The 18,096-nt window shown below is 63.7% G+C and carries 19 protein-coding genes and 2 pseudogenes; 11 read left to right on the plus strand and 10 right to left on the minus strand.

Translation table 11 applies throughout. The features are described 5' to 3' along the window. A pseudogene (locus WA702_RS12950) lies at positions 1-323 on the minus strand (phosphatase PAP2 family protein); the annotation flags it as partial. 10 nt (positions 324-333) lie between these two features. Further along, on the minus strand, positions 334-501 hold the full coding sequence (locus WA702_RS12955) for a hypothetical protein (RefSeq protein ID WP_425110924.1): 168 nt from the start codon (positions 499-501) through the stop codon (positions 334-336). Positions 502-1,169: 668 nt separating this feature from the next. On the opposite strand from WA702_RS12955, the gene WA702_RS12960 reads away from it, so the two are divergent. Then, positions 1,170-1,364, plus strand: coding sequence for a hypothetical protein (locus tag WA702_RS12960; RefSeq protein ID WP_425110925.1), 195 nt, complete (start codon positions 1,170-1,172; stop codon positions 1,362-1,364). Positions 1,365-1,382: 18 nt separating this feature from the next. Beyond that, the gene (locus tag WA702_RS12965) at positions 1,383-2,144 is read left to right on the plus strand and encodes a hypothetical protein (RefSeq protein WP_425110926.1); all 762 of its coding nucleotides are present in this window, start codon (positions 1,383-1,385) and stop codon (positions 2,142-2,144) included. A 112-nt stretch (positions 2,145-2,256) separates the two neighbouring features. Here WA702_RS12965 and WA702_RS12970 read toward each other — a convergent pair whose 3' ends face one another. From WA702_RS12970 to WA702_RS12990, 5 genes are all read right to left on the minus strand, one after another. Further along, complete coding sequence (locus WA702_RS12970; RefSeq protein WP_425110927.1) at positions 2,257-3,765, minus strand: acetyl-CoA hydrolase/transferase family protein; 1,509 nt, start codon at positions 3,763-3,765, stop codon at positions 2,257-2,259. Positions 3,766-3,852: 87 nt separating this feature from the next. After that, entirely contained in the window at positions 3,853-4,056 is a 204-nt protein-coding gene (locus tag WA702_RS12975) for a hypothetical protein (RefSeq protein ID WP_425110928.1), read from the minus strand. 476 nt (positions 4,057-4,532) lie between these two features. After that, entirely contained in the window at positions 4,533-5,117 is a 585-nt protein-coding gene (locus WA702_RS12980; protein ID WP_425110929.1) for a DUF1254 domain-containing protein, read from the minus strand. Beyond that, entirely contained in the window at positions 5,114-5,692 is a 579-nt protein-coding gene (locus WA702_RS12985; RefSeq protein ID WP_425110930.1) for a DUF1214 domain-containing protein, read from the minus strand. Before WA702_RS12985 ends, WA702_RS12980 begins: the two co-directional genes overlap by 4 nt. 13 nt (positions 5,693-5,705) lie before the next feature. Next, positions 5,706-7,940 carry a transglycosylase domain-containing protein gene (locus WA702_RS12990; protein ID WP_425110941.1) on the minus strand — a complete coding sequence of 745 codons (2,235 nt, stop codon included), beginning with the start codon at positions 7,938-7,940 and terminating at the stop codon, positions 5,706-5,708. Between WA702_RS12990 and WA702_RS12995 the strand changes: the two genes are divergently transcribed. The 4 genes from WA702_RS12995 (at position 7,849) to WA702_RS13010 (ending at position 11,108) form a co-directional block, all read left to right on the plus strand. Then, positions 7,849-8,103 (plus strand): hypothetical protein, encoded by a 255-nt coding sequence (locus tag WA702_RS12995; RefSeq protein WP_425110942.1) that lies wholly within the window; start codon positions 7,849-7,851, stop codon positions 8,101-8,103. The two genes, WA702_RS12990 and WA702_RS12995, sit on opposite strands and share 92 nt — an antisense overlap. 169 nt (positions 8,104-8,272) lie before the next feature. Further along, complete coding sequence (locus tag WA702_RS13000; RefSeq protein ID WP_425110931.1) at positions 8,273-8,785, plus strand: YcgN family cysteine cluster protein; 513 nt, start codon at positions 8,273-8,275, stop codon at positions 8,783-8,785. A gap of 207 nt (positions 8,786-8,992) precedes the next feature. Next, positions 8,993-10,576 carry an MDR family MFS transporter gene (locus tag WA702_RS13005; RefSeq protein ID WP_425110932.1) on the plus strand — a complete coding sequence of 528 codons (1,584 nt, stop codon included), beginning with the start codon at positions 8,993-8,995 and terminating at the stop codon, positions 10,574-10,576. A gap of 301 nt (positions 10,577-10,877) precedes the next feature. Next, the gene (locus WA702_RS13010; RefSeq protein ID WP_425110933.1) at positions 10,878-11,108 is read left to right on the plus strand and encodes a DUF6894 family protein; all 231 of its coding nucleotides are present in this window, start codon (positions 10,878-10,880) and stop codon (positions 11,106-11,108) included. 82 nt (positions 11,109-11,190) lie between these two features. Here the strand turns inward: WA702_RS13010 and WA702_RS13015 are convergent, their stop codons facing one another. Further along, a complete protein-coding gene (locus tag WA702_RS13015; RefSeq protein ID WP_425110934.1) occupies positions 11,191-11,424 on the minus strand; it encodes a hypothetical protein in 234 nt (77 codons plus the stop codon). Next, positions 11,425-13,059: a thiamine pyrophosphate-requiring protein gene (locus WA702_RS13020; RefSeq protein ID WP_425110935.1), complete on the minus strand. Its 1,635-nt coding sequence runs from the start codon at positions 13,057-13,059 to the stop codon at positions 11,425-11,427. 365 nt (positions 13,060-13,424) lie between these two features. Between WA702_RS13020 and WA702_RS13025 the strand changes: the two genes are divergently transcribed. Beyond that, a complete protein-coding gene (locus tag WA702_RS13025) occupies positions 13,425-13,589 on the plus strand; it encodes a Flp family type IVb pilin (protein WP_425110936.1) in 165 nt (54 codons plus the stop codon). Between the two features lie 211 nt (positions 13,590-13,800). Here the strand turns inward: WA702_RS13025 and WA702_RS13030 are convergent, their stop codons facing one another. After that, positions 13,801-14,787 (minus strand): Ku protein, encoded by a 987-nt coding sequence (locus tag WA702_RS13030; RefSeq protein ID WP_425110937.1) that lies wholly within the window; start codon positions 14,785-14,787, stop codon positions 13,801-13,803. A 222-nt stretch (positions 14,788-15,009) separates the two neighbouring features. Between WA702_RS13030 and WA702_RS13035 the strand changes: the two genes are divergently transcribed. The 4 genes and pseudogenes from WA702_RS13035 to WA702_RS13050 all read left to right on the plus strand — a co-directional run. Further along, on the plus strand, positions 15,010-15,162 hold the full coding sequence (locus WA702_RS13035; protein ID WP_425110938.1) for a hypothetical protein: 153 nt from the start codon (positions 15,010-15,012) through the stop codon (positions 15,160-15,162). A gap of 364 nt (positions 15,163-15,526) precedes the next feature. Beyond that, a complete protein-coding gene (locus WA702_RS13040; RefSeq protein WP_425110939.1) occupies positions 15,527-16,198 on the plus strand; it encodes a response regulator transcription factor in 672 nt (223 codons plus the stop codon). A gap of 77 nt (positions 16,199-16,275) precedes the next feature. Continuing rightward, a complete protein-coding gene (locus WA702_RS13045) occupies positions 16,276-17,652 on the plus strand; it encodes an ATP-binding protein (protein WP_425110940.1) in 1,377 nt (458 codons plus the stop codon). A gap of 153 nt (positions 17,653-17,805) precedes the next feature. Continuing rightward, positions 17,806-18,096: pseudogene (locus WA702_RS13050) on the plus strand (hypothetical protein); the annotation flags it as partial.

Here is an 18,096-nt window from a genome sequence, read left to right on the forward strand (position 1 = left end):
GTCAGAATCTGATTGGCCTGATCGAGGGTCAATGATGGGAATGCGGCAGTCAGAAGATAGCCCGCCTCCGGCGCAAGCTGGCCGACGTCCTCGCGCCTGCCGACGTTCTCTCGGTAGACCACAGGCAGTCCATAGGTTTGCGTCGCATGATATGACGTCTCGTTCATTTCAGCGTTGTTGAACCGGCTGGCGTCGTGCTCAGCACAGGTCCTGATCGAATCGCCACAGGTAGTCCTAAGGAAAGCAGTCACATCGTCGCGGGCTGCCTTCAGCGCAGCCTGATAGTCGTTGATGACGGGAGCGCCCCTGAGCGAAAGCTTCATGTAGGTTGGATCATTGGGGGCTGATAGTGCCGGTTTGAATTCCGCCTGTGACGGTGAAGTTCGAGCCCAACGCTGCTTTGCCGACCTCGGAATGATCGAGGATCGTCAGCGGCGCCAGCCCCTTGAGCACCGCGATATTCGTTACCGTCTGTGCGCCGGCTTTAGGGCTGATCAGCATGATCGCCAGTGCGATGAAGAATTCGCTTGAGCATCCTTCTCTCCATTCTGCTTTTGTGAAAATGTCTTGAACATGACTTCCGGACGATCAGACGACGCGCTCCAGTTTTCGCTGTCTGCACCATTCTTCATATCACAGGCTGGCTCTAGCGATGAAGGCAAATGCAATCTGAGATCGCGTCGACGGACCTGCTCGCGTCGTCGCGCGGTCCGGGCATCAGGCGGTCCATGGCTTCGCGCAGAAACGGTGTTCGCACCGGCGTCGGTCATTCCGATCGCGCTTGCTGGAGCGCCGCGGCCGGAAATGTTCGGTTAATAACTCGTTAAAGACGCTCGGGCGGGATCAACCGGGAATTCCCGGTGAGACCGAGACGCCACGTCCATGCACGATCGTTACCGGCCTATGCCCCTCGGAGGCCACCTGGCCGCGAAATTAAGAGGCCATTAACCACGCCCTGATCTTAATCGCTGCATCAGAGACCCAGATCACGGACGCGATCAGCGCGATGGATTTGAGTTTCTCGCGAGAATTAAGGGTGCCCCGCGGTCAGATTCCAACTCGGCTTGAAGTGGCACCGGGAACGTCAGTTGTGAGTGGCCCTTTGCCTGCGAAGTTCGTGCAGGGGGTCTGCAAGGTCACGAATTTCAGACACAAAAGAGAACTGACATATGGCGACCATCATTGAATTTCCGGCGAATGCGGTCTCGCGGCGCTCGCGCTCGGGCACATCGCAGGAGGCGATGGGCACGATCGTGATCCTGCCGGTCGTGCGCATCGAGCGCGAGACCACCACCAGCACCACAAGCGACGATCGCGGTCCGCGCGAGGGCGCCGCTCCCAGCCGCCGCCGTCGCCGTCGCTGACAGCGAGTGGCAATGGGAATGCCGGGCATCATCGTTCCAGTCCGGCGCGCCGTGCCGGTCCTCGCGCTCATGGTCGCCGGCGTCATGCTCGGAGCCTGCAGCGGTGGCGATTTCGGGCGCACGCGCGCCGACTTCCGCAACGACGACATGCACAAATGGATCGGTCAGGAGGCGACCGCCAGCGTCGGCGTGCCGCCGTCGCAGTTCCAGTTGACCGACAATGAGCGGCAGCTGCGCGATCTTGCCTATCCGCTAATCGAGGCGCCACACTCGCGTCCCGCCTGGAAGAGCGTGTTCGGCGACTATCAGCCGTCGGCTTCACCGTGGCGGCAGAAGGTGGCGTTCGACCGCACGGCCTATGGGCGCGCGCTGATCGACGAGCCGCATCGCTCGCATTCTTCGCGCTATGCACAGTTGATCGACGACGTGCGCGACGACATCACGCGGTTCGAGCCGTTCTTCGGCTCTGCGATTCGCGTCCTCGATCTCGACCGCAAGCGCCAAGCCAGCATGCGCTACATGTCCGATATCTCGCCGCGCGAGAAGGGCGACGCGGTCGCGCGCATGGAAGAGAACTCGCTGATCGTGCAGTGGGTGCAGATCAGCCTGCAGCAGCGCGTCGCGTCCTATCGCTGGGCGCTGGAACGGCTGGTGCTGCAGGCGCCAGATCCGATGGCCGCCGATGCCGACCGGCTGATCGGCGAGCTCGCCTCACAGACGGCCAATCCCCCGGTCGTCGCGCGGCCGGTGATCGGACAGCCGCTGACGACGCGGGGCTGATCACGCTCTAACCGTCATTGCGAGCGCAAGCGAAGCAATCCAGTGTCACGCGACAGGTCTGGATTGCTTCGGAGCTTGCGCTGCTCGCAATGACGTGCGGTAAGCTCGGTGCTCAGAAACCGATACCAGGTGACACCGGCTGAATGACCTTAAACGCCTCCTCCAGCAGATGCGGCGTGTGCTTGCCGGGCGAGAGTCGGCAGGCTCGCTCGAAGTAATCCGAGAGCGCCGGGCGGAACGTCGGATGCGCGGTCTTGTCGATGATGATACGGGCCCGCTGTCTCGGCGACAGGCCACGGAGATCGGCGAGCCCCTGTTCAGTGACCAGGATCTGCACGTCGTGCTCGGTGTGATCGACATGGGTTGCCATCGGCACGATGCAGGAAACGGCACCGTGCTTGGCCGTCGAGGGCGTCATGAAGATCGAGAGATAGGCGTTGCGGGCGAAGTCGCCGGAGCCGCCGATCCCATTCATGATGCTGGTGCCGCGCACATGGGTGGAGTTGACGTTGCCATAGATGTCGGCCTCGATCAGGCCGTTCATGGCGATCACGCCGAGCCTGCGGATCACTTCCGGATGGTTGGAGATTTCCTGCGGCCGCAGCACGATACGGTCGCGCAGGAATTCGATCTCGTGATTGAATGTCACGGCCGCCTCCGTACTAAGCGACAGCGCGGTCGCCGAGGCGAAGTCCATCCGGCCCGACCGAAGCAGGTTGAGCATGCCGTCCTGCAGGACCTCGGTATAGGCGGTCAAATGCGGGAAGGGACCGTCGTCGAGCCCGGCCATGACCGCGTTGGCGACGTTGCCGACACCGGATTGCAGCGGCAGCAAATTACGCGGCAAGCGGCCCTGGCGTACTTCGTGTTCGAAGAATTCGAGGATGTGGCCGGCGATCGCGCGCGATACCGGATCGGGCGCGGCGAAACTCGTGTTTCGGTCGGGTGCGTGAGTCTCGACGATGGCAATAACCTTGTCGGGCTCGCAGCGATAGGTTGTTTCGCCGATCCGGTCGCTCGGCGTCAGGATCGGGATCGGCTTACGGTGCGGCGGCAGCTGGGTGCCATAGTAGATGTCGTGCATGCCGAGCAGCGCCGGATTCATCCATGAATTGACCTCGAGGATGATCCGGTCGGCCTGGTCCAGCCAAGTCTTGTTGTTGCCGATCGAGGTCGAAGGAATTAATCGCCCATCGGGCAGGATGCCGGCGACCTCGACCACGGCGACGTCGAGATGCCCCAGGAAGCCGAACCAGACGAACTGCGCGACATGGCTGAGATGGATGTCGATATAGTCCATGTGGCCCGAATTGATGCGCTCGCGCGTGATCGGGTCAGACTGATAGGGCAACCGCAACTCGATGCCATTGACCTTCGCGAGCGCGCCATCGAGCTCGGGCGCGGTGGAAGCGCCGGTCCACACCCCGATGCGAAACTGCTCGCCGCGCGCATGCGCGGCCTCGATGCGGCGGGCCAGTGCCAGCGGTACGGCTTTCGGATAGCCGGAGCCGGTAAAGCCGCTCATCCCGACATTGGAACCGGCGGGCACGAGTGCCGCCGCGTCATCGGCGGACATGATTTTCGCGCGCAGGGCCTGCGACATCACCGGTGATGAATTCATGCAGTCCTCCTCCCGTACGCGGCCGACGGCACGCGTGGCGAGAGTTATCTAATACGCGGATTGCGGGGCCATCTTGACCCGCATCAACTATACAGCCGAGAAGAGGTTCAATTTGGCGTTGCAAGGCACGCGGGTGGCGGCCTTGTGCGATGTGGGCGAGACCGCTTCCAGCATGCTGGTCTTGCTGTAGCGCGGATCGCCGGTGATTTTCTCGCCGATCCAGTTCGGCAGATCGACCGGGGCCGTTTCGCTGTCCAGCTCGATCTCGGCAATGACGATGCCATCGAGCACGTCGTGATAGACGTCGATCTCCCAGAGGCCGCTTGGTCCGGGAACATAGTGCCGGGTCTTTTCGAGAATGCGTCCGGTGCAATGGGCGAAATAGCCTCGGCATGATCGCGCGGAATGTCGTATCGAATTCTTCGCGCGCCAGACCCCGCCGGCGACCCTTCACGCACAGTGTCGTACGATCGCCATAGCAGCGGACACGGACCTTGAGATCGTCCTCGCGTGCGACCAGTCCATCCCGTAATCGTTCGCTGCGTGTGACCTGGGCTCGCCAAGCGCCGTTCTTGACGAGAAACTTGCGTTCGATTTCGACAGGCATGACTCAACGCTAAGCGAACTTGATGCGCGCATTCTTACGTCATCCGGGGAGGGCGCCAACAGCAATGCATCCTGTAGTGAGTAGCGAATGGCGAATAGTTTTCCATTCGCTATCCTGTTCGCTATTCCCCATTCGCTATTCGCCCAGCGAACAGCAAGCGCTACCGCTTGGCGCGCGGTTTCTCCGCCGTTGCCGGCGGCTCGGTTTGCGGCCTGCAGCTCGCCGCGTTGAGCGAGGCCTGCGCTTGCGGCATCAGGCCCGGCTCGGCTGCGAGTGCCTTCAGCACGATCAGTCCGGTCGGGGTCGGCGAGTCGATGATCAAGCGGTCCGCGGAGGTCACTTCCTCGTCCTCGGGCAGCGCGTTGTGCTGCGCCTCGGTCATCAGATCGAGCTCGATCACCTTCTTGCCGGCGGAACGATCGTTGATGGCGTAGTAGGCGAGTTCGTTGCGCGTGTAGAATGATACCGACGTGTAGGCCTGGCTCACTGGCACCGTGAGCTTGAGCGGACCCTCCGACAGATCGTAGCGGCAGATCGCGGTCGCGAAGGCCGGGTCCATGAACGGCATCAGCGAATTGCCGGGCTCGGCGAGGGGAAGCTGCGTCACCGCATTGACTGTGGTTATCGGGGTCAGGCGCGAATAGGCGTCCTGCGTGCCGATCCGCGGCAGCGCCAGCACGCTGACGAGATGGACGACGCCGCCGAGCAGCACGCCGACGATGATGGTGAAGGCAAGCCGGATCATGGGCAGCCCACCGTCGCAATGGCGGGCATCGGCGCATCGCGCTGGGTGCGCGTGGCGACCCCGACCGGAGTGTCGTAGAGGCGAAGCATCAATGCGTAGCGCTCAATGCCGCCGGTCGGCAGCCAGTTGCCGGAGCGCGAGCGGGCAGCGATGTGGATCTCGAATAAGCCGTCCGCGCCGCGCACGATCTCTTGGCTGGTGAAGCCGTAGCGCTGCAGCGTGTTGGCGACCAGATGCCCTTTGTTGTCGTACAAGGTCAGCGTCCAGAACCTGGCCGGGGGCGTGATGCCGGAGACGACGACGTCGCAACGGCCGTCGAGCGGCTTCTTCTTGTCGTCTGATGTCGCCGTGAAGGCGACGCCGTCGCCGGTGCCGATCGGCAGTTCGCCGTTGCGGGTGATGGTGGCGCGCGAATAGGGGTCGACGTCGGAGGTGCCGGTCTTCGGACGCGCCGTCCAGGCGCCGATCGTCAGCGTACCGAATTCGGTGCCGCGCGTGGTCGTGATCCAGGTCGCGCCGAGGCCGACGCCGGTCGCGATCAGGAGCGTCGTAAGGGTGATGAAGAGCAGCCGCACGTTTCAGCCGGTGTCAGTTCTTGCGTGAGGCGGGATTGCCTGTGCCATCCGCGGCCGCGGCATAGTTCTCGGGGAACGCCAGCGCGCTCGACGAGACCGGCTTGGCGGGCTGCGATGGAGCGCCCGATGCACTCTTGTTGGTGGTGCGCGCGACGTCATCGAGCATCTTCTCGACCTGCACCAGGATCTCGGCGCCACGCCGTGTCAGCACCGGCGGCGGCCCCGGCTTGATCTCGAGCGTCTTCGGCTGGCCGGCCTGCGCCATCGCGGCGGAAGCGGCCTCGCGCGGCAGTTTCTCGCCCATGCCGACACCGGTCAATTCCTTGACCTCGACGCCCTGATGCGCGGCGACCATGATGTCGTGCCAGGTCTGCGCCGGCAGCGAGCCGCCGGTCATGCGGTTGGTCGGCGAGTAGTCGTCGTTGCCGAACCACACCGCGCAGGTGAAGTTGCCGGTGTAGCCGACGAACCAGGCGTCGCGATAATTGTTGGTGGTGCCGGTCTTGCCCGCGGTCGGGATGCCGTCGAGTTGAGCCCGGCGCGCGGTGCCCTCGCTGACGACGTGGCTCATCATCATGGCCATGTCGGCGGCGACCGAGGCGGGAATGATCTGCCGCGGCTTCGCGCCATCGCGGTCCCAGCGCCAGACCAGGTCGCCGGCGCCGGTGCGGACCTCGAGAATCGCATGCGGCGTCACCGCCTTGCCGCGGTTCGGGAAGGCGGCGTAGGCGACGGCGTGCTCGATCACCGTGACCTCGTCAGAGCCGATCGGCAGCGATGGCGTGTCCGGCAGCGGCGTCGCGATACCGAAGCGCCGCGCCACCTCGATGATCTTGGCGCGTCCGGCCTTCGGGCCGTTCGGCTTGCCAAGCTCGATCGACAGCTTGACCGGCACCACGTTGATCGAATGGGTGATCGCCTGGGTCAGCGTCACCCTGCCCGAGTAGGAGTGACCATAGTTCTGCGGGCACCAATTGCCGATGCAGACCGGGCCGTCGATGATGGTGGAGCTCGGCTTGTAGCCGTTCAGCAGCGCGGCGGTGTAGACGTAGGGCTTGAACGACGAACCGGGCTGCCGCATGGCATCGGTGGCGCGGTTGAACTGGCTGGCGCCGTAGTCGCGCCCGCCGACCATGGCGCGGATGCCGCCGTCGAGATCGGACACCACGGTCGCCGCTTGCGTGGCGTGATAGTCGCGGCCGAACTGCCGCAGCTCGTTCTCGATCGTCTCGTCGGCCGCGTGCTGCACGTTCATGTCGATCGAGGTGCGCACCACGAATACGCGCTCGGTGTAGGACTTCGGGAAGGTGTCGACCAGCTTGCGCATCTCGTCGAAGGCATAGTCGAGGAAGTAGTTCGGCGAGCTTTCGTCGCGGCGGTCGACCGCGACTGCCGGGTTGCGGCGGGCGCCGAACACTTGGCCCTCGGTCATGAAGCCGGCATCGACCAGATTGTCGAGCACCACATTGGCGCGGGCGCGCGCCGCCGGAAGGTTGACGTGGGGCGCGAATTTGGTCGGCGCCTTGAACAGGCCGGCCAGCATGGCGGCTTCCGCGAGGTTGATGTCGCGCACCGATTTGTTGAAGTAAAAATGCGCCGCGCCGTCGACGCCGAAGGTGCCGCCGCCCATATAGGCGCGGTCGAGATAGAGCTTGAGGATCTCGTTCTTGGTGAGCCGGGTCTCCAGCCAGATCGCCAGGAAGGCCTCGTTGATCTTGCGCTCGATGGTGCGCTCGTTCGACAGGAACAGGTTCTTGGCGAGCTGCTGGGTGATCGAGGAACCGCCCTGGCGCACGCCGCCGGCCTGGGCGTTGGTCACGAGTGCGCGCGCGAGGCCGGGGATGTCGATGCCGAAATGCTCGTAGAAGCGCCGGTCTTCGGTGGCGAGCGTCGCCTTGATCAGATTGTCCGGGAAATCTTCCAGGGGGATCGAGTCGTTGTGCTTGATGCCGCGGCTGCCGATCGGGTTGCCGTAGCGGTCGAGGAAGGTGACCGCGAGATCGGATTTCTTCAGCCAGTCCTCGTCAGCGGTTTCACGGAACGCCGGAACCGCCAGCGCCAGCAGCACCACGAGGCCACCGAGTCCGATGGTGGCGGCTTCCGAAAGCGGCTCGATGAACACCCAGCGCTTCCAGCCGCCGACATAGAAGCGGTCCATGAAGGCCGAATATCGCTCAAAGAGCTCGCGGGCACCACGGCCGGAAGAGAACAGGGTGGAGTCTATCCGCGCGTCCCAGTCCAGCATCATGTGCCGGATTTTAGCCTTCCAATTCGGCGGGATGATCTGGCGCACGGGAACCCTGGTGTTTTCGAAAGCCCGTCAGCTCTCTGCAAAAGTGCTCGACGGCCTGGCCTTGCGTACCGCGGACGTCTTGCGGGAATGTTGCGGCAAAGCCAAGGCGCGGGCCTGACAAAGACTCATCCTATCTAGCCGAGCAGGGGGCATAAACCAATGGCGCCGCTCACAATTTAATGCGCAAAGCTAACGCGGCGGCGGCATCCCGGAACCAGCGTTCGCCCTTGCGCCGAGACGAGGCGGCCGACTAGATGACGGCCAACTCGCCGCCTCAGGAATCTTTGATGACCGCGCCGCCCAAACGGCCCTCCGGACAGGAGGGATCCTTCTGGAAAACCAAGACGTTGGAAGAGATGTCCAACGCCGAATGGGAAAGCCTGTGCGACGGCTGCGGGCGCTGCTGCCTGGAGAAGCTGGAAGACGAGGACACCGGCGACATCTATTTCACCCATATTTCCTGCAAGCTCTTGGATGCGGGCCTATGCGCCTGCAAGGACTACCCGAATCGTTCCGACCAGGTGCCGGATTGCGTTCGCCTGACGCCTGAGAATGTCCGCACCATCAACTGGCTACCGCCGAGCTGCGGCTATCGACTGGTAGCCGAAGGGCGGGATCTCTACTGGTGGCATCCGCTGATCTCAGGCGATCCCGAGAGCGTGCATGAGGCCGGCGTCTCGGTGCGCGGCCGAATCGAAGGCACCGAGGATGATGTTCCCGACGAAGAGCTGGAAGATCACATCGTGCAATGGCCGCAGCTGCTGCCGAAGCGGGCGAAGCTGAAGCAGCGGCCGCGATAGACCGATTTCGTCGGTCTGTCGCACGACGAGCGGCTCTCGCTTCGTGTCGCAGGGGCTCGCGACAAGTCACATCCCCGCGACGGTTCGCGGCATTGCGGGACGCACCCATGCGCCGGACCCGCTGCCGCGCAGGGTATTTATTCCCTAGATTGGGATCAACTCAGCGAATCCCGCGCGATTTCACGCGCTTTGAAGACGCCATTCCTCATGAACAAGTACGATCGGCAGTATGCCCAGTCTGCCGCCAGTGAAACTCTGTCCGAAGAGCTCATTGCCGAACTGCCGGACCTGCCGCCGCAGGTGATGGCCGCCAGCGACGCGCCGCCGCTTGCGAGCGCGTCGCCGCTGACGCCTTCGGAGGTTCGTACCATCCTGATGAGCTTGTTGCTGACGATGTTCCTGGCCGCGCTTGACCAGACCATCGTGGCGACAGCGCTGCCGACCATCGGCCGCCAGTTCCAGGATGTCGCCAATCTCTCCTGGATCATCACCGCCTATCTGCTGGCCTCCACTGCGGTCGCGCCGGTGTTTGGCACGCTTTGCGACATCTATGGCCGCAAGGCCATGATCATCACCGCGCTCAGCCTGTTCATTGCGGGCTCGATCCTGTGCGCGGTGGCGCCAAGCATGCCGGTGCTGATTCTGGCGCGCGGCCTGCAGGGCCTGGGCGGCGGCGGCATCATGCCAGTGGTCCAGACGGTGATTTCGGACGTGGTCAGCCCGCGCGAGCGTGGGCAGTACCAGGCCTATTTCAGCGCGGTCTGGCTGGTGGCGGGCCTGCTTGGCCCCGTGGTCGGCGGCTTCTTCGCCGACCACCTGCACTGGTCGATGATCTTCTGGATCAACCTGCCGCTCGCCATCGCCGCCCTGGCGCTGCTGCTACCGAAGATGGGACGACTTCCGGTCTATCACCGGCTGCGCAAGGTCGACTGGACCGGCGGGTTGCTGCTGATGTCTTCCGCCGTGGTGTTCATGCTGGCGCTGAGTTGGGGCGGCCACCGGCTGCCGTGGCTGTCGCCGGCGCTGCTCGCGATGGTCGGCTGCGGCGTCGCGATGGCGCTAGCTTTCGTCTGGCATGCCAAGAGCGCCGACGAGCCGTTCCTGCCGCTGTCCCTGATCGGCGGCAGCGTGGTGCCCTATGGCATGCTGTCGAGCGGCTGCGCGCTGGGCGCCCTGATCGGGCTCACCGTCTATCTGCCGCTCTATTACGAGGTGGTGCATCACCTCTCGGCCAGCGAGGCCGGGCTCGGCCTGATTCCGCTCGCGGCGATCTCGACCTTCGGCGCCGGCGTGGCGGGGCGCACCATGGCCCGCGTCAAGCACTACAAGCGGGTTGCGATCATCGGCACCATCATTGCCACCGTCGCAGCAGCCGTCATGACCGTGATCACGCCGTCGCTGTTGACGCTGCTGGGGCTACTCTCGGTGTTTGGCATCGGGCTCGGCACCGCGTTTCCGATCTCGGTGGTGTCGCTGCAGAACGCGGTCGATCGCGCTCAGATCGGCACCATCACCGGCGCGATGAACTTCTTCCGCGCCATGATGTCGTCGTTCACGGTCGCGGCCTTCGGCGCCATCCTGCTGATGGTGCTCGGCGCCGACATCTCGCTGGCCGAGGGTGCGAGCGGCACCGTCAGCGGCATCGCGCCTGCCGACATGGTCCACGCCTTTCGCTTCGTGTTCGGAGCTGCCACCGCCATGCTCGCCTGCGCGGCGGTCTGCATGATCCTGATGGAGGAGCGCCCGCTGGCCGGCCCCGCGACACAGGCGGCTGTGGAGATGGCAGAGTAGGGCGACGGCTGGGAAATGCGCGGCAATCGCCGCGCTAAGTACCGGCCTGTTTTTATCCCCTTGTGGCCTAAGTTAATTTTCACAGTGGCTTAATATGCCACTATTCCGGGATGGAATCCTGGCCCGACCTAATGCGGAATATCCTTGCGTCAATTGCTTTGACTCGAACTCTCGTCGCGAGGACCAAGGGCGCAATTGAGCTAAGCCGCGCCATGATCAAAAGAAGCCGGGAGCATAGCGAGCGGACACGTCCTGAGAGCGGTTAACTGGAACATGATCGTCGCGCCGGGATTTGTGAGAAATGCCGCGATACTTTTTCAACGTTCATGACGTGAAGCCCAGCATCGACGAACATGGTGAAGAATTGCCGGACGACGAAGCTGCATGGAAAGAGGCTACGAGCTTCGCTGGCGCGCTCATCAAGGACATCGATGGCGAGTTTCGCCCGGGGCAGGAGTGGAGCCTGGAAGTCACCGATGATGCTGGAAAGTCGCTCTATCAGATCCACATAAGCGCGAAGGCGAAGAAGTAAGGCGGCCTCAGTCGGCGCTTGTCCGACCGCTGCCTGAGAGCCTCGCGACTTTAACGGAACTTGTGTTCACTTTAGCACTTAGTCAGTCGCTCAACGCCGCGGCATCGAAGTGCACAAGAATTTCAAAAAACAGGTCTTTAGCAGCTTCGACCCTCACCAGGTCCGATCCTGCAATGTTTGCGGCAAGACGCTCACGCTCGTCCGGACCATGCTGGATTCGATCGGCGGGCGAAGTGTGAGCATGTTCAAGTGCGAGTGCGGCGAGCAAACCTGGGTCGAGGAGAAGCGATAAGGCCGCCTGTGGGCGGCTTTTCATTCACGTCCCCGGACGTGACACCTCGGTCTCCTTGCTGGTGATGAACTCCAGCAGCACGGGAATGCCCTCTCTGGTCTTTTCGATGCCGCGCCGGATCGCGGGCACGATGTCCTCCGGCTTCGTGACGCGCTCGCCATGGCCGCCGAAGGCGCGCGCCATCGCCGCGTAGTCGCCGGAGATGTCGGTCGAGCGGTATTTTTCGGTCGAGACCGGCATCACCTTCAGCTCGATCGCCATCGAGAAGTTGTTCAGCAGGATCGATAGGATCGGGATGCGCTCGCGCACCGCGGTCTCGAAATCCATGCCGGTGAAACCGATCGCGGCGTCGCCCCAGACGTTGATGCAGAGCTTGTCGGGACAGGCGAGCTTGGCACCCATCGCAAGCCCCAGCCCATAGCCGAGTTGCGTGGTCTTGCCCCAGCCGAGATAGGACAGCGGCGTAACCGTTTTCCAGAACGGCGAGAGCTGGTCGCGCGGGCTGCCGGCATCGTGGGTGATGATGGTGTTCTCGATATCGACGGTGTGCTGCAGGTCCCAGAGCACGCGATAGGGGCTGAGCGGCGCGTCGTTCGACGTCAGCTTCGGTAGCCACTTCTCGAGCCAGGGCTGGTTGACGGCGACGATCTCAGCCGCGACCGACGACGCGTCGCGATCCGAGGTGACCAGCGCCTCGATCTCCGTAAGCAACGCGTCGAGCACCAGGCCGGCGTCACCGACCAGGCCGATCTTGGCCTCGATGTCCTTGTTGAGGTGGTTGGGATCGAGCGTGGCGTGGATGATGGTCGTGCCCTTCGGCATCGCGACGCCGAAATTGGTTTCGGTGAAGGAGCAGCCGATGCCGAAGATGACGTCGGCCTCCCTGAGGAACGTCGGCACGGCGCGCGGCATCGCGAGACCGCCGGAGCCAAGCGACAGCGGATGCCTCTCCGGAAATGACGACTTGCCACCGAGGCTGGTGGTGACGGGAATTGCCAGCCGTTCGGCGAGCCGCTTCAGTTGCGGCCAGGCGCGGGCATAGTGCACGCCCTGGCCGGCATAGATCACCGGCCGTTTGGCATCGATCAACAGCGCCGCCGCCTCTTTGACGTGAACCGGGTCGGCGCCGTAGCGGGTGCGCAGCACCGGCGTATAGTTCAAGGGCTCCAGCACCTCCTCGTTCCACATGTCGGAGGGGATCTCGACGATGACAGGGCCGCCGCGGCCGTTCTTCAACCGCGCGAAGGCGCGGCGGAAGATGTTGCAGAGCTCGCTTGCCAGGATGATCGGCTCGGCCGACTTGGCGAACGGCCGCATCGCCTGCGACGAATTGAAGTTCGGCTCGACATGCGCCAGCCGCCGCGCATAGCCCATCGGCAGTACCAGCACCGGGACGGATTCGCCAAAACATTGCGCGACGCCGCCCATCGCGTTTTCTGCGCCGGGACCGTGCTGCATGCAGAACGCGCCGATCTTGCGGCCCGAGGTGACGCGCGAGATCGCGTCGGCCATGTGGAGGCCGATCCGTTCCTGCCGCACCATCACCGGACGGATGTCGGCTGCCGCCGCAAACTCGATCAGATGGTTGACGGGATAGCCGGTGAGGATCTCGATGCCCTCCCGCTTCATGATCTCCGCGATCGCGGCGCCAAGCTTCATGGCGATGTCCTCCCATCCTCTATCGCAGCCGATGTCACGCCCGGCCTGGCAGATTGTTGGATCAGGAAAGGTGGCCTGGGTAAAGCGCACCGGCGGCATCAGCCCATGCGCGCGCGGCGCAAGGTCATGTCTTGGCCTACGCCGGCGGCTGCACGGCGAGCGCGTTTGCTGCAGATCGGCGGCACAGGGGGCGTTCTGGCCCGGAATCACCGGTCAAAAAGCGGCGCCGCAGTCTTTTTTTCGAGATGTGGCCGAGTGTGTCTGAATGAGTTAACGAATTGTTCAAGCCGATCGCCGAGGCTGTCACCGAGCTGGTGTTGCGCGCGATGATGTTGCGGTGGGTCAACGGTCGGCGGGAGTTTTGAATGCGCAATTTATTGTCGAGATTCTTGCAGGATCAGTCCGGCGCCACTGCGATCGAGTACGCGATCATTGCCGGCGGCATCAGCATTCTCATCGTGACCGCCGTCAACGGCATGGGCACCACGCTCAGCGGCAAGTTCACGTCGATCAACAGCTCGATCAAGTAACAGCGGCGATTGAAGCTGACCGGTATCGATCGCAGGCGCGGGCAGGGCTCGCGCTTTCGGCATTTTTAGTTCATGCGCAGCGGTAACGTCAGATCCTAGCCCGTATGAGCGATAGCGACATGCGGGGACCGAGAACCCCGGGATCGCTGCGCTCACCCGGGCTACGGCCTTGCACCAGGCTACGACCTTTCGCAGCGCGTATGCGGATCAGCTAGCCGGCTTTCCTGGAGCGGACGGTCGGGGCGCGTGCCGACTTCTGGGCCTTCTTCGGCTCCTCCGCCTTCTGCGTCTCGGTGGACTGCTTGTCAGTCTCCTTGGCCTTCTTGCCGCTGATCGGCAGCAGCATCTCGCGCTGGCCTTCGACACGCTTCTTCGGCTTCTTCGCTTTTGCCTTCGGCTCGGCAGCGGCGGGCGCCGACGCTTCGTTGGACAGGCTGCGCTTGAGCGCGTCCATCAGGTTGATGACGTTGCCGGTGGTCTTCGGCGCGGCCTTGGGTGCGATCTGCACCCCGGCGCGCTTCTTGTTGATGAGCTCGACCAGCGCGGCTTCGTAATGGTCCTCGAAGTTCTCCGGCTCGAAGTCGCCGGATTTCTTCTCGACGATGTGCTTGGCCAGATCCAGCATGTCCTTGGTGATCTTCACGTCCTGAATGTCGTCGAAATAGTCCTGCTCGCTACGGACCTCGTAGGGGTAGCGCAGCAGCGTTCCCATCAAGCCCTTGTCGAGCGGCTCCAGCGCGATGATGTGCTCGCGGTTGGTCAGCACGATGCGCCCGATCGCGACCTTGTTCATGCTGCGGATGGTCTCGCGGATCACTGCAAAGGCGTCGTGACCGACCTTGCCGTCCGGGACCAGATAATATGGACGGATCAGATAGCGGCTGTCGATGTCGCTGCGCGGCACGAATTCGTCAATCTCGATGGTGTGGGTCGAGTCGAGCGCGATCTCATCGAGCTCGTCCTTGGTGACCTCGATATAGGTATCGGTATCGACCTTGTAGCCCTTGACGATGTCGTCGGAGCCAACTTCCTCGCCGGTCTCCGCATCGACCTTGCTGTATTTGATGCGGTGGCCGGTCTTGCGATTGATCTGGTTGAACGAGACCTTCTCGGATTCCGACGTCGCGGGATAAAGCGCGACCGGGCAGGTCACGAGCGACAGGCGCAGAAAACCCTTCCAATTGGCGCGCGGGGCCATGAGCTACTCCGAACTGGACCCTAACGGGCCGCAAAGACGCGACGGACAATGCATGACGATAACACCGGCCATGACCGAATCATAGCAAGGCCCGGGACGGAATCTTGCAATGCCGTTAACCGGCCGCAGCGCGGGCCGCTGCCGGAACATCATTCCGGATCGGGCGTTGCCACGAACGGAACGAGAATGGCCATTTTACAGATACCAGGGAGCTGAGGCGCCATGGCAACCAGACGAGATCAGCAGATCATCGAGACTCCCACCGAGGCCCGTCAGGGAGAGCCCGGACCGTCCGTGCTCGCCATGTTGGCCATCTCCACCGGGCTGGCGCTTTTGATCCTCGGCCTGGTCTGGTTCGCGTTCTTCCACACCTGAGGTTTCGCGCGGCGCGGCGGGCGACCGGCTGGCATCGCTCCCCCGGAGGTCGTGCAGCGTCCTAGACATTGCACATGCAAGTGCACAAGCCGAGCCACTGCCTAGGAATGGTCCGAACGGACCTCGCTCGACGCGGCTGAGGGGCGACGGCCCGCCCCAGATGGAAAGGACTTCCCACATCGAAGCGCAGGCGCTTATAACCCACGCGATTTCCTGCTCGGCGCAGACGGTTTGATCTGTGCCGGAAGACCAAGCTGGATGACAAAAAAGTAACGTCGATTGTCGCGCGCCGTTCATGCACGGTTCACGGCAATCCGGATCATCTTGTGGGCAGAAATCGTGCAGTTCAGCTTTGGAGGCAAGGGTGCGCCTGCTCGTCGTCGAGGACGATCCCGATCTCAATCGTCAGCTCACCACCGCGTTGAGCGATGCCGGCTATGTCGTCGATCGCGCCTTTGATGGCGAGGAGGGACATTATCTCGGCGACAGCGAGCCCTATGATGCTGTCGTGCTCGACATCGGCCTGCCGAAGATGGACGGCATCTCGGTGCTGGAGGCGTGGCGTCGCAATGGCCGGTCGATGCCGGTGCTGATCCTGACCGCGCGCGACCGCTGGAGCGACAAGGTGCAGGGCTTCGATGCCGGCGCTGACGATTATGTCGCCAAGCCGTTTCATCTGGAGGAGGTGCTGGCGCGGATCCGTGCCCTGCTGCGCCGTTCCGCCGGTCATGCCCAGAGCGAACTGACCTGCGGGCCGGTCTCGCTCGACACCCGCACCGGCAAGGTCAGCGTGTCAGGCAACCCGGTCAAGATGACCTCGCACGAGTACCGGCTGCTGTCCTACCTGATGCACCATTCGGGGCGGGTGGTATCGCGCAGCGAGCTGGTCGAGCATCTCTACGATCAGGACTTCGACCGGGACTCAAACACCATCGAGGTGTTCGTCGGTCGCATCAGGAAGAAGCTCGACTGCGACGTGATCCAGACCGTGCGCGGGCTCGGCTATCTCCTGACCCCGCCGCCGGCCAGTGCGTGAGGCCATAGGGGTGGGAGTGGGGCAGGGGCGGCCGTTGCTGGTGGCCGAGCGCAGTTCCTTCCGCTAATTTGCGCATCATGCGTCAGAGCTCGCTTGCCACCCGGCTATTCCTGTCCGCGACCGCCTGGCTCGTGGTGATCCTGGCCATCACCGGCTTCGTGCTGTCCTCGGTCTATCGGGACGCGACCGAGCGCGCCTTCGACCGCCGGCTCAATCTCTATCTACGGACCTTGATCGCGGAGGTCGCGACCCCCGACGATCCGCCCGACCGCCAGTTCCAGTCGCTCGGCGAGCCCTTGTTCGAGCTGCCACTGTCCGGCTGGTACTGGCAGATCACCCGCACTGACACCGACAAGCCCGAAATGCGGGCCTCGCGCTCATTATGGGACAAGAAGCTGCCCAAACTGGAGGACGCCGGCGTCGAGCTGTCGCCGGCCGGGATCCGGATCGGCTATGTCGAGGGACCGGAGAACCAGGAGCTGCGCGTGGTGGAGCGGCCGGTTGATCTCGGCTCGGACGGCAAATTCCTGGTCAGCGTCGCCGGCGATGCCTCCGAGATCTTCGACGAGACGCGCAGCTTCGACTATTATCTCGGCGGCACCTTCACCGCGCTCGGCATCGTGCTGCTGCTGACCACGCTGTTCCAGGTCCGCTACGGCTTGGCGCCGTTGAAGCGCATTTCCGAGTCGATTGCCGATATCAGGTCCGGCCGGGCGGAGCGCCTGGAGGGCGCGTTTCCGGTCGAGATCGCGCCCCTGGCGCGCGAGACCAATGCGCTGATCGATGCCAATCGCGAGATCGTCGAGCGGGCCAGGACCCATGTCGGCAACCTCGCGCATGCCATCAAGACGCCGCTGTCGGTGATCATCAACGAGGCCACCGCGCATCGCGCCGATCCGATCGCGGCCAAGATCATGGAACAGGCGGACGTGATGCGCGACCAGGTCGCCCATCATCTGGAGCGGGCCAGGATTGCGGCCCGCGTCACCATCGTCAGCACGATCACGGAGGTGGCGCCGACGATCGAGGCGTTGCGGCGCACCATGGAGAAGATCCATCGCGATCGCGACCTCGTCATCGAGGCCAAGGCCGATCCGGCCGCGAAGTTTCGCGGCGAGCGCCAGGATCTCGAGGAGATGGCCGGCAACCTGGTCGATAATGCCTGCAAATGGGCATCCTCGCGGGTCTCGATCGAGGTGACGGTCGAGCCGCCGGCCCAGGCCGGCGCTCCACCGCACCTGCGGCTGATCGTCGACGATGATGGGCGCGGATTGTCGGCGACCGAGCGCGCGCAGGTGTCGCGGCGGGGCCAGCGCCTGGACGAATCGAAGCCGGGATCGGGCCTTGGGCTGTCGATCGTCAGCGACCTTGCGGCGTTGTATGGCGGTCATCTCGCGCTCAGTGACGCGCCGACCGGAGGCTTGCGCGCCGAACTGAAGCTGCCCTGCGTCTGATATTGCGCATGTGACGCTGTTCCCCTGGAGGCGCTTAACTGGGGGGTGCGAAGTCGGCCATCCTCAACGTGTTCTTAATATCGCTGCCCCTATGGTCGGGGTCCGGAGATGCGCGTCTTGCCGTCTCCAGCTTTGAAATTTGCGCGCCGGCCCATGGGTCAGACACTCGAGCGGTTAAGGGAATATCTGGGGCAACTGCCGCCAGCAGCGCAGGCGCTCCTGACGCGCGAATTCGAGCGCGCGATCGAGCGCGGCCAGGACGTGGCCGTCGCCACGATGGTGCTGGATCAGCTCCGCAAGGTGGCGCGCCCGGTGCCCGAGCCGCCTGCACGCCCCGCGCAGCCGTCGCACCCGAAGCTTTCGGATGAGGCACGGCAAAGTGTGGACGCGCCGCGCCGGCTGTTTCGTCCGCTCGAGCCCTTCATCACGGAAAGCACAGGCTCC

Origin of the sequence: Bradyrhizobium sp. (assembly GCF_049798375.1) — a bacterium.
Taxonomy (GTDB): domain Bacteria; phylum Pseudomonadota; class Alphaproteobacteria; order Rhizobiales; family Xanthobacteraceae; genus Bradyrhizobium.

What these genes read in the sequence shown, in the direction of transcription:
- WA702_RS13045 (WP_425110940.1), top strand. Translation starts at nt 16,276, where the DNA reads ATGCGTCAGAGCTCGCTTGCCACCCGGCTATTCCTGTCCGCGACCGCC.
- WA702_RS13035 (WP_425110938.1), top strand. Translation starts at nt 15,010, where the DNA reads ATGGCAACCAGACGAGATCAGCAGATCATCGAGACTCCCACCGAGGCC.
- WA702_RS12965 (WP_425110926.1), top strand. Translation starts at nt 1,383, where the DNA reads ATGCCGGGCATCATCGTTCCAGTCCGGCGCGCCGTGCCGGTCCTCGCG.
- WA702_RS13010 (WP_425110933.1), top strand. Translation starts at nt 10,878, where the DNA reads ATGCCGCGATACTTTTTCAACGTTCATGACGTGAAGCCCAGCATCGAC.
- WA702_RS12960 (WP_425110925.1), top strand. Translation starts at nt 1,170, where the DNA reads ATGGCGACCATCATTGAATTTCCGGCGAATGCGGTCTCGCGGCGCTCG.
- WA702_RS12995 (WP_425110942.1), top strand. Translation starts at nt 7,849, where the DNA reads ATGAAGGCCGAATATCGCTCAAAGAGCTCGCGGGCACCACGGCCGGAA.
- WA702_RS12980 (WP_425110929.1), bottom strand. Translation starts at nt 5,117, where the DNA reads ATGATCCGGCTTGCCTTCACCATCATCGTCGGCGTGCTGCTCGGCGGC.
- WA702_RS13005 (WP_425110932.1), top strand. Translation starts at nt 8,993, where the DNA reads ATGAACAAGTACGATCGGCAGTATGCCCAGTCTGCCGCCAGTGAAACT.
- WA702_RS13015 (WP_425110934.1), bottom strand. Translation starts at nt 11,424, where the DNA reads ATGAAAAGCCGCCCACAGGCGGCCTTATCGCTTCTCCTCGACCCAGGT.
- WA702_RS12955 (WP_425110924.1), bottom strand. Translation starts at nt 501, where the DNA reads ATGCTGATCAGCCCTAAAGCCGGCGCACAGACGGTAACGAATATCGCG.
- WA702_RS13020 (WP_425110935.1), bottom strand. Translation starts at nt 13,059, where the DNA reads ATGAAGCTTGGCGCCGCGATCGCGGAGATCATGAAGCGGGAGGGCATC.
- WA702_RS12990 (WP_425110941.1), bottom strand. Translation starts at nt 7,940, where the DNA reads ATGATGCTGGACTGGGACGCGCGGATAGACTCCACCCTGTTCTCTTCC.
- WA702_RS13030 (WP_425110937.1), bottom strand. Translation starts at nt 14,787, where the DNA reads ATGGCCCCGCGCGCCAATTGGAAGGGTTTTCTGCGCCTGTCGCTCGTG.
- WA702_RS13025 (WP_425110936.1), top strand. Translation starts at nt 13,425, where the DNA reads ATGCGCAATTTATTGTCGAGATTCTTGCAGGATCAGTCCGGCGCCACT.
- WA702_RS13000 (WP_425110931.1), top strand. Translation starts at nt 8,273, where the DNA reads ATGACCGCGCCGCCCAAACGGCCCTCCGGACAGGAGGGATCCTTCTGG.
- WA702_RS12970 (WP_425110927.1), bottom strand. Translation starts at nt 3,765, where the DNA reads ATGAATTCATCACCGGTGATGTCGCAGGCCCTGCGCGCGAAAATCATG.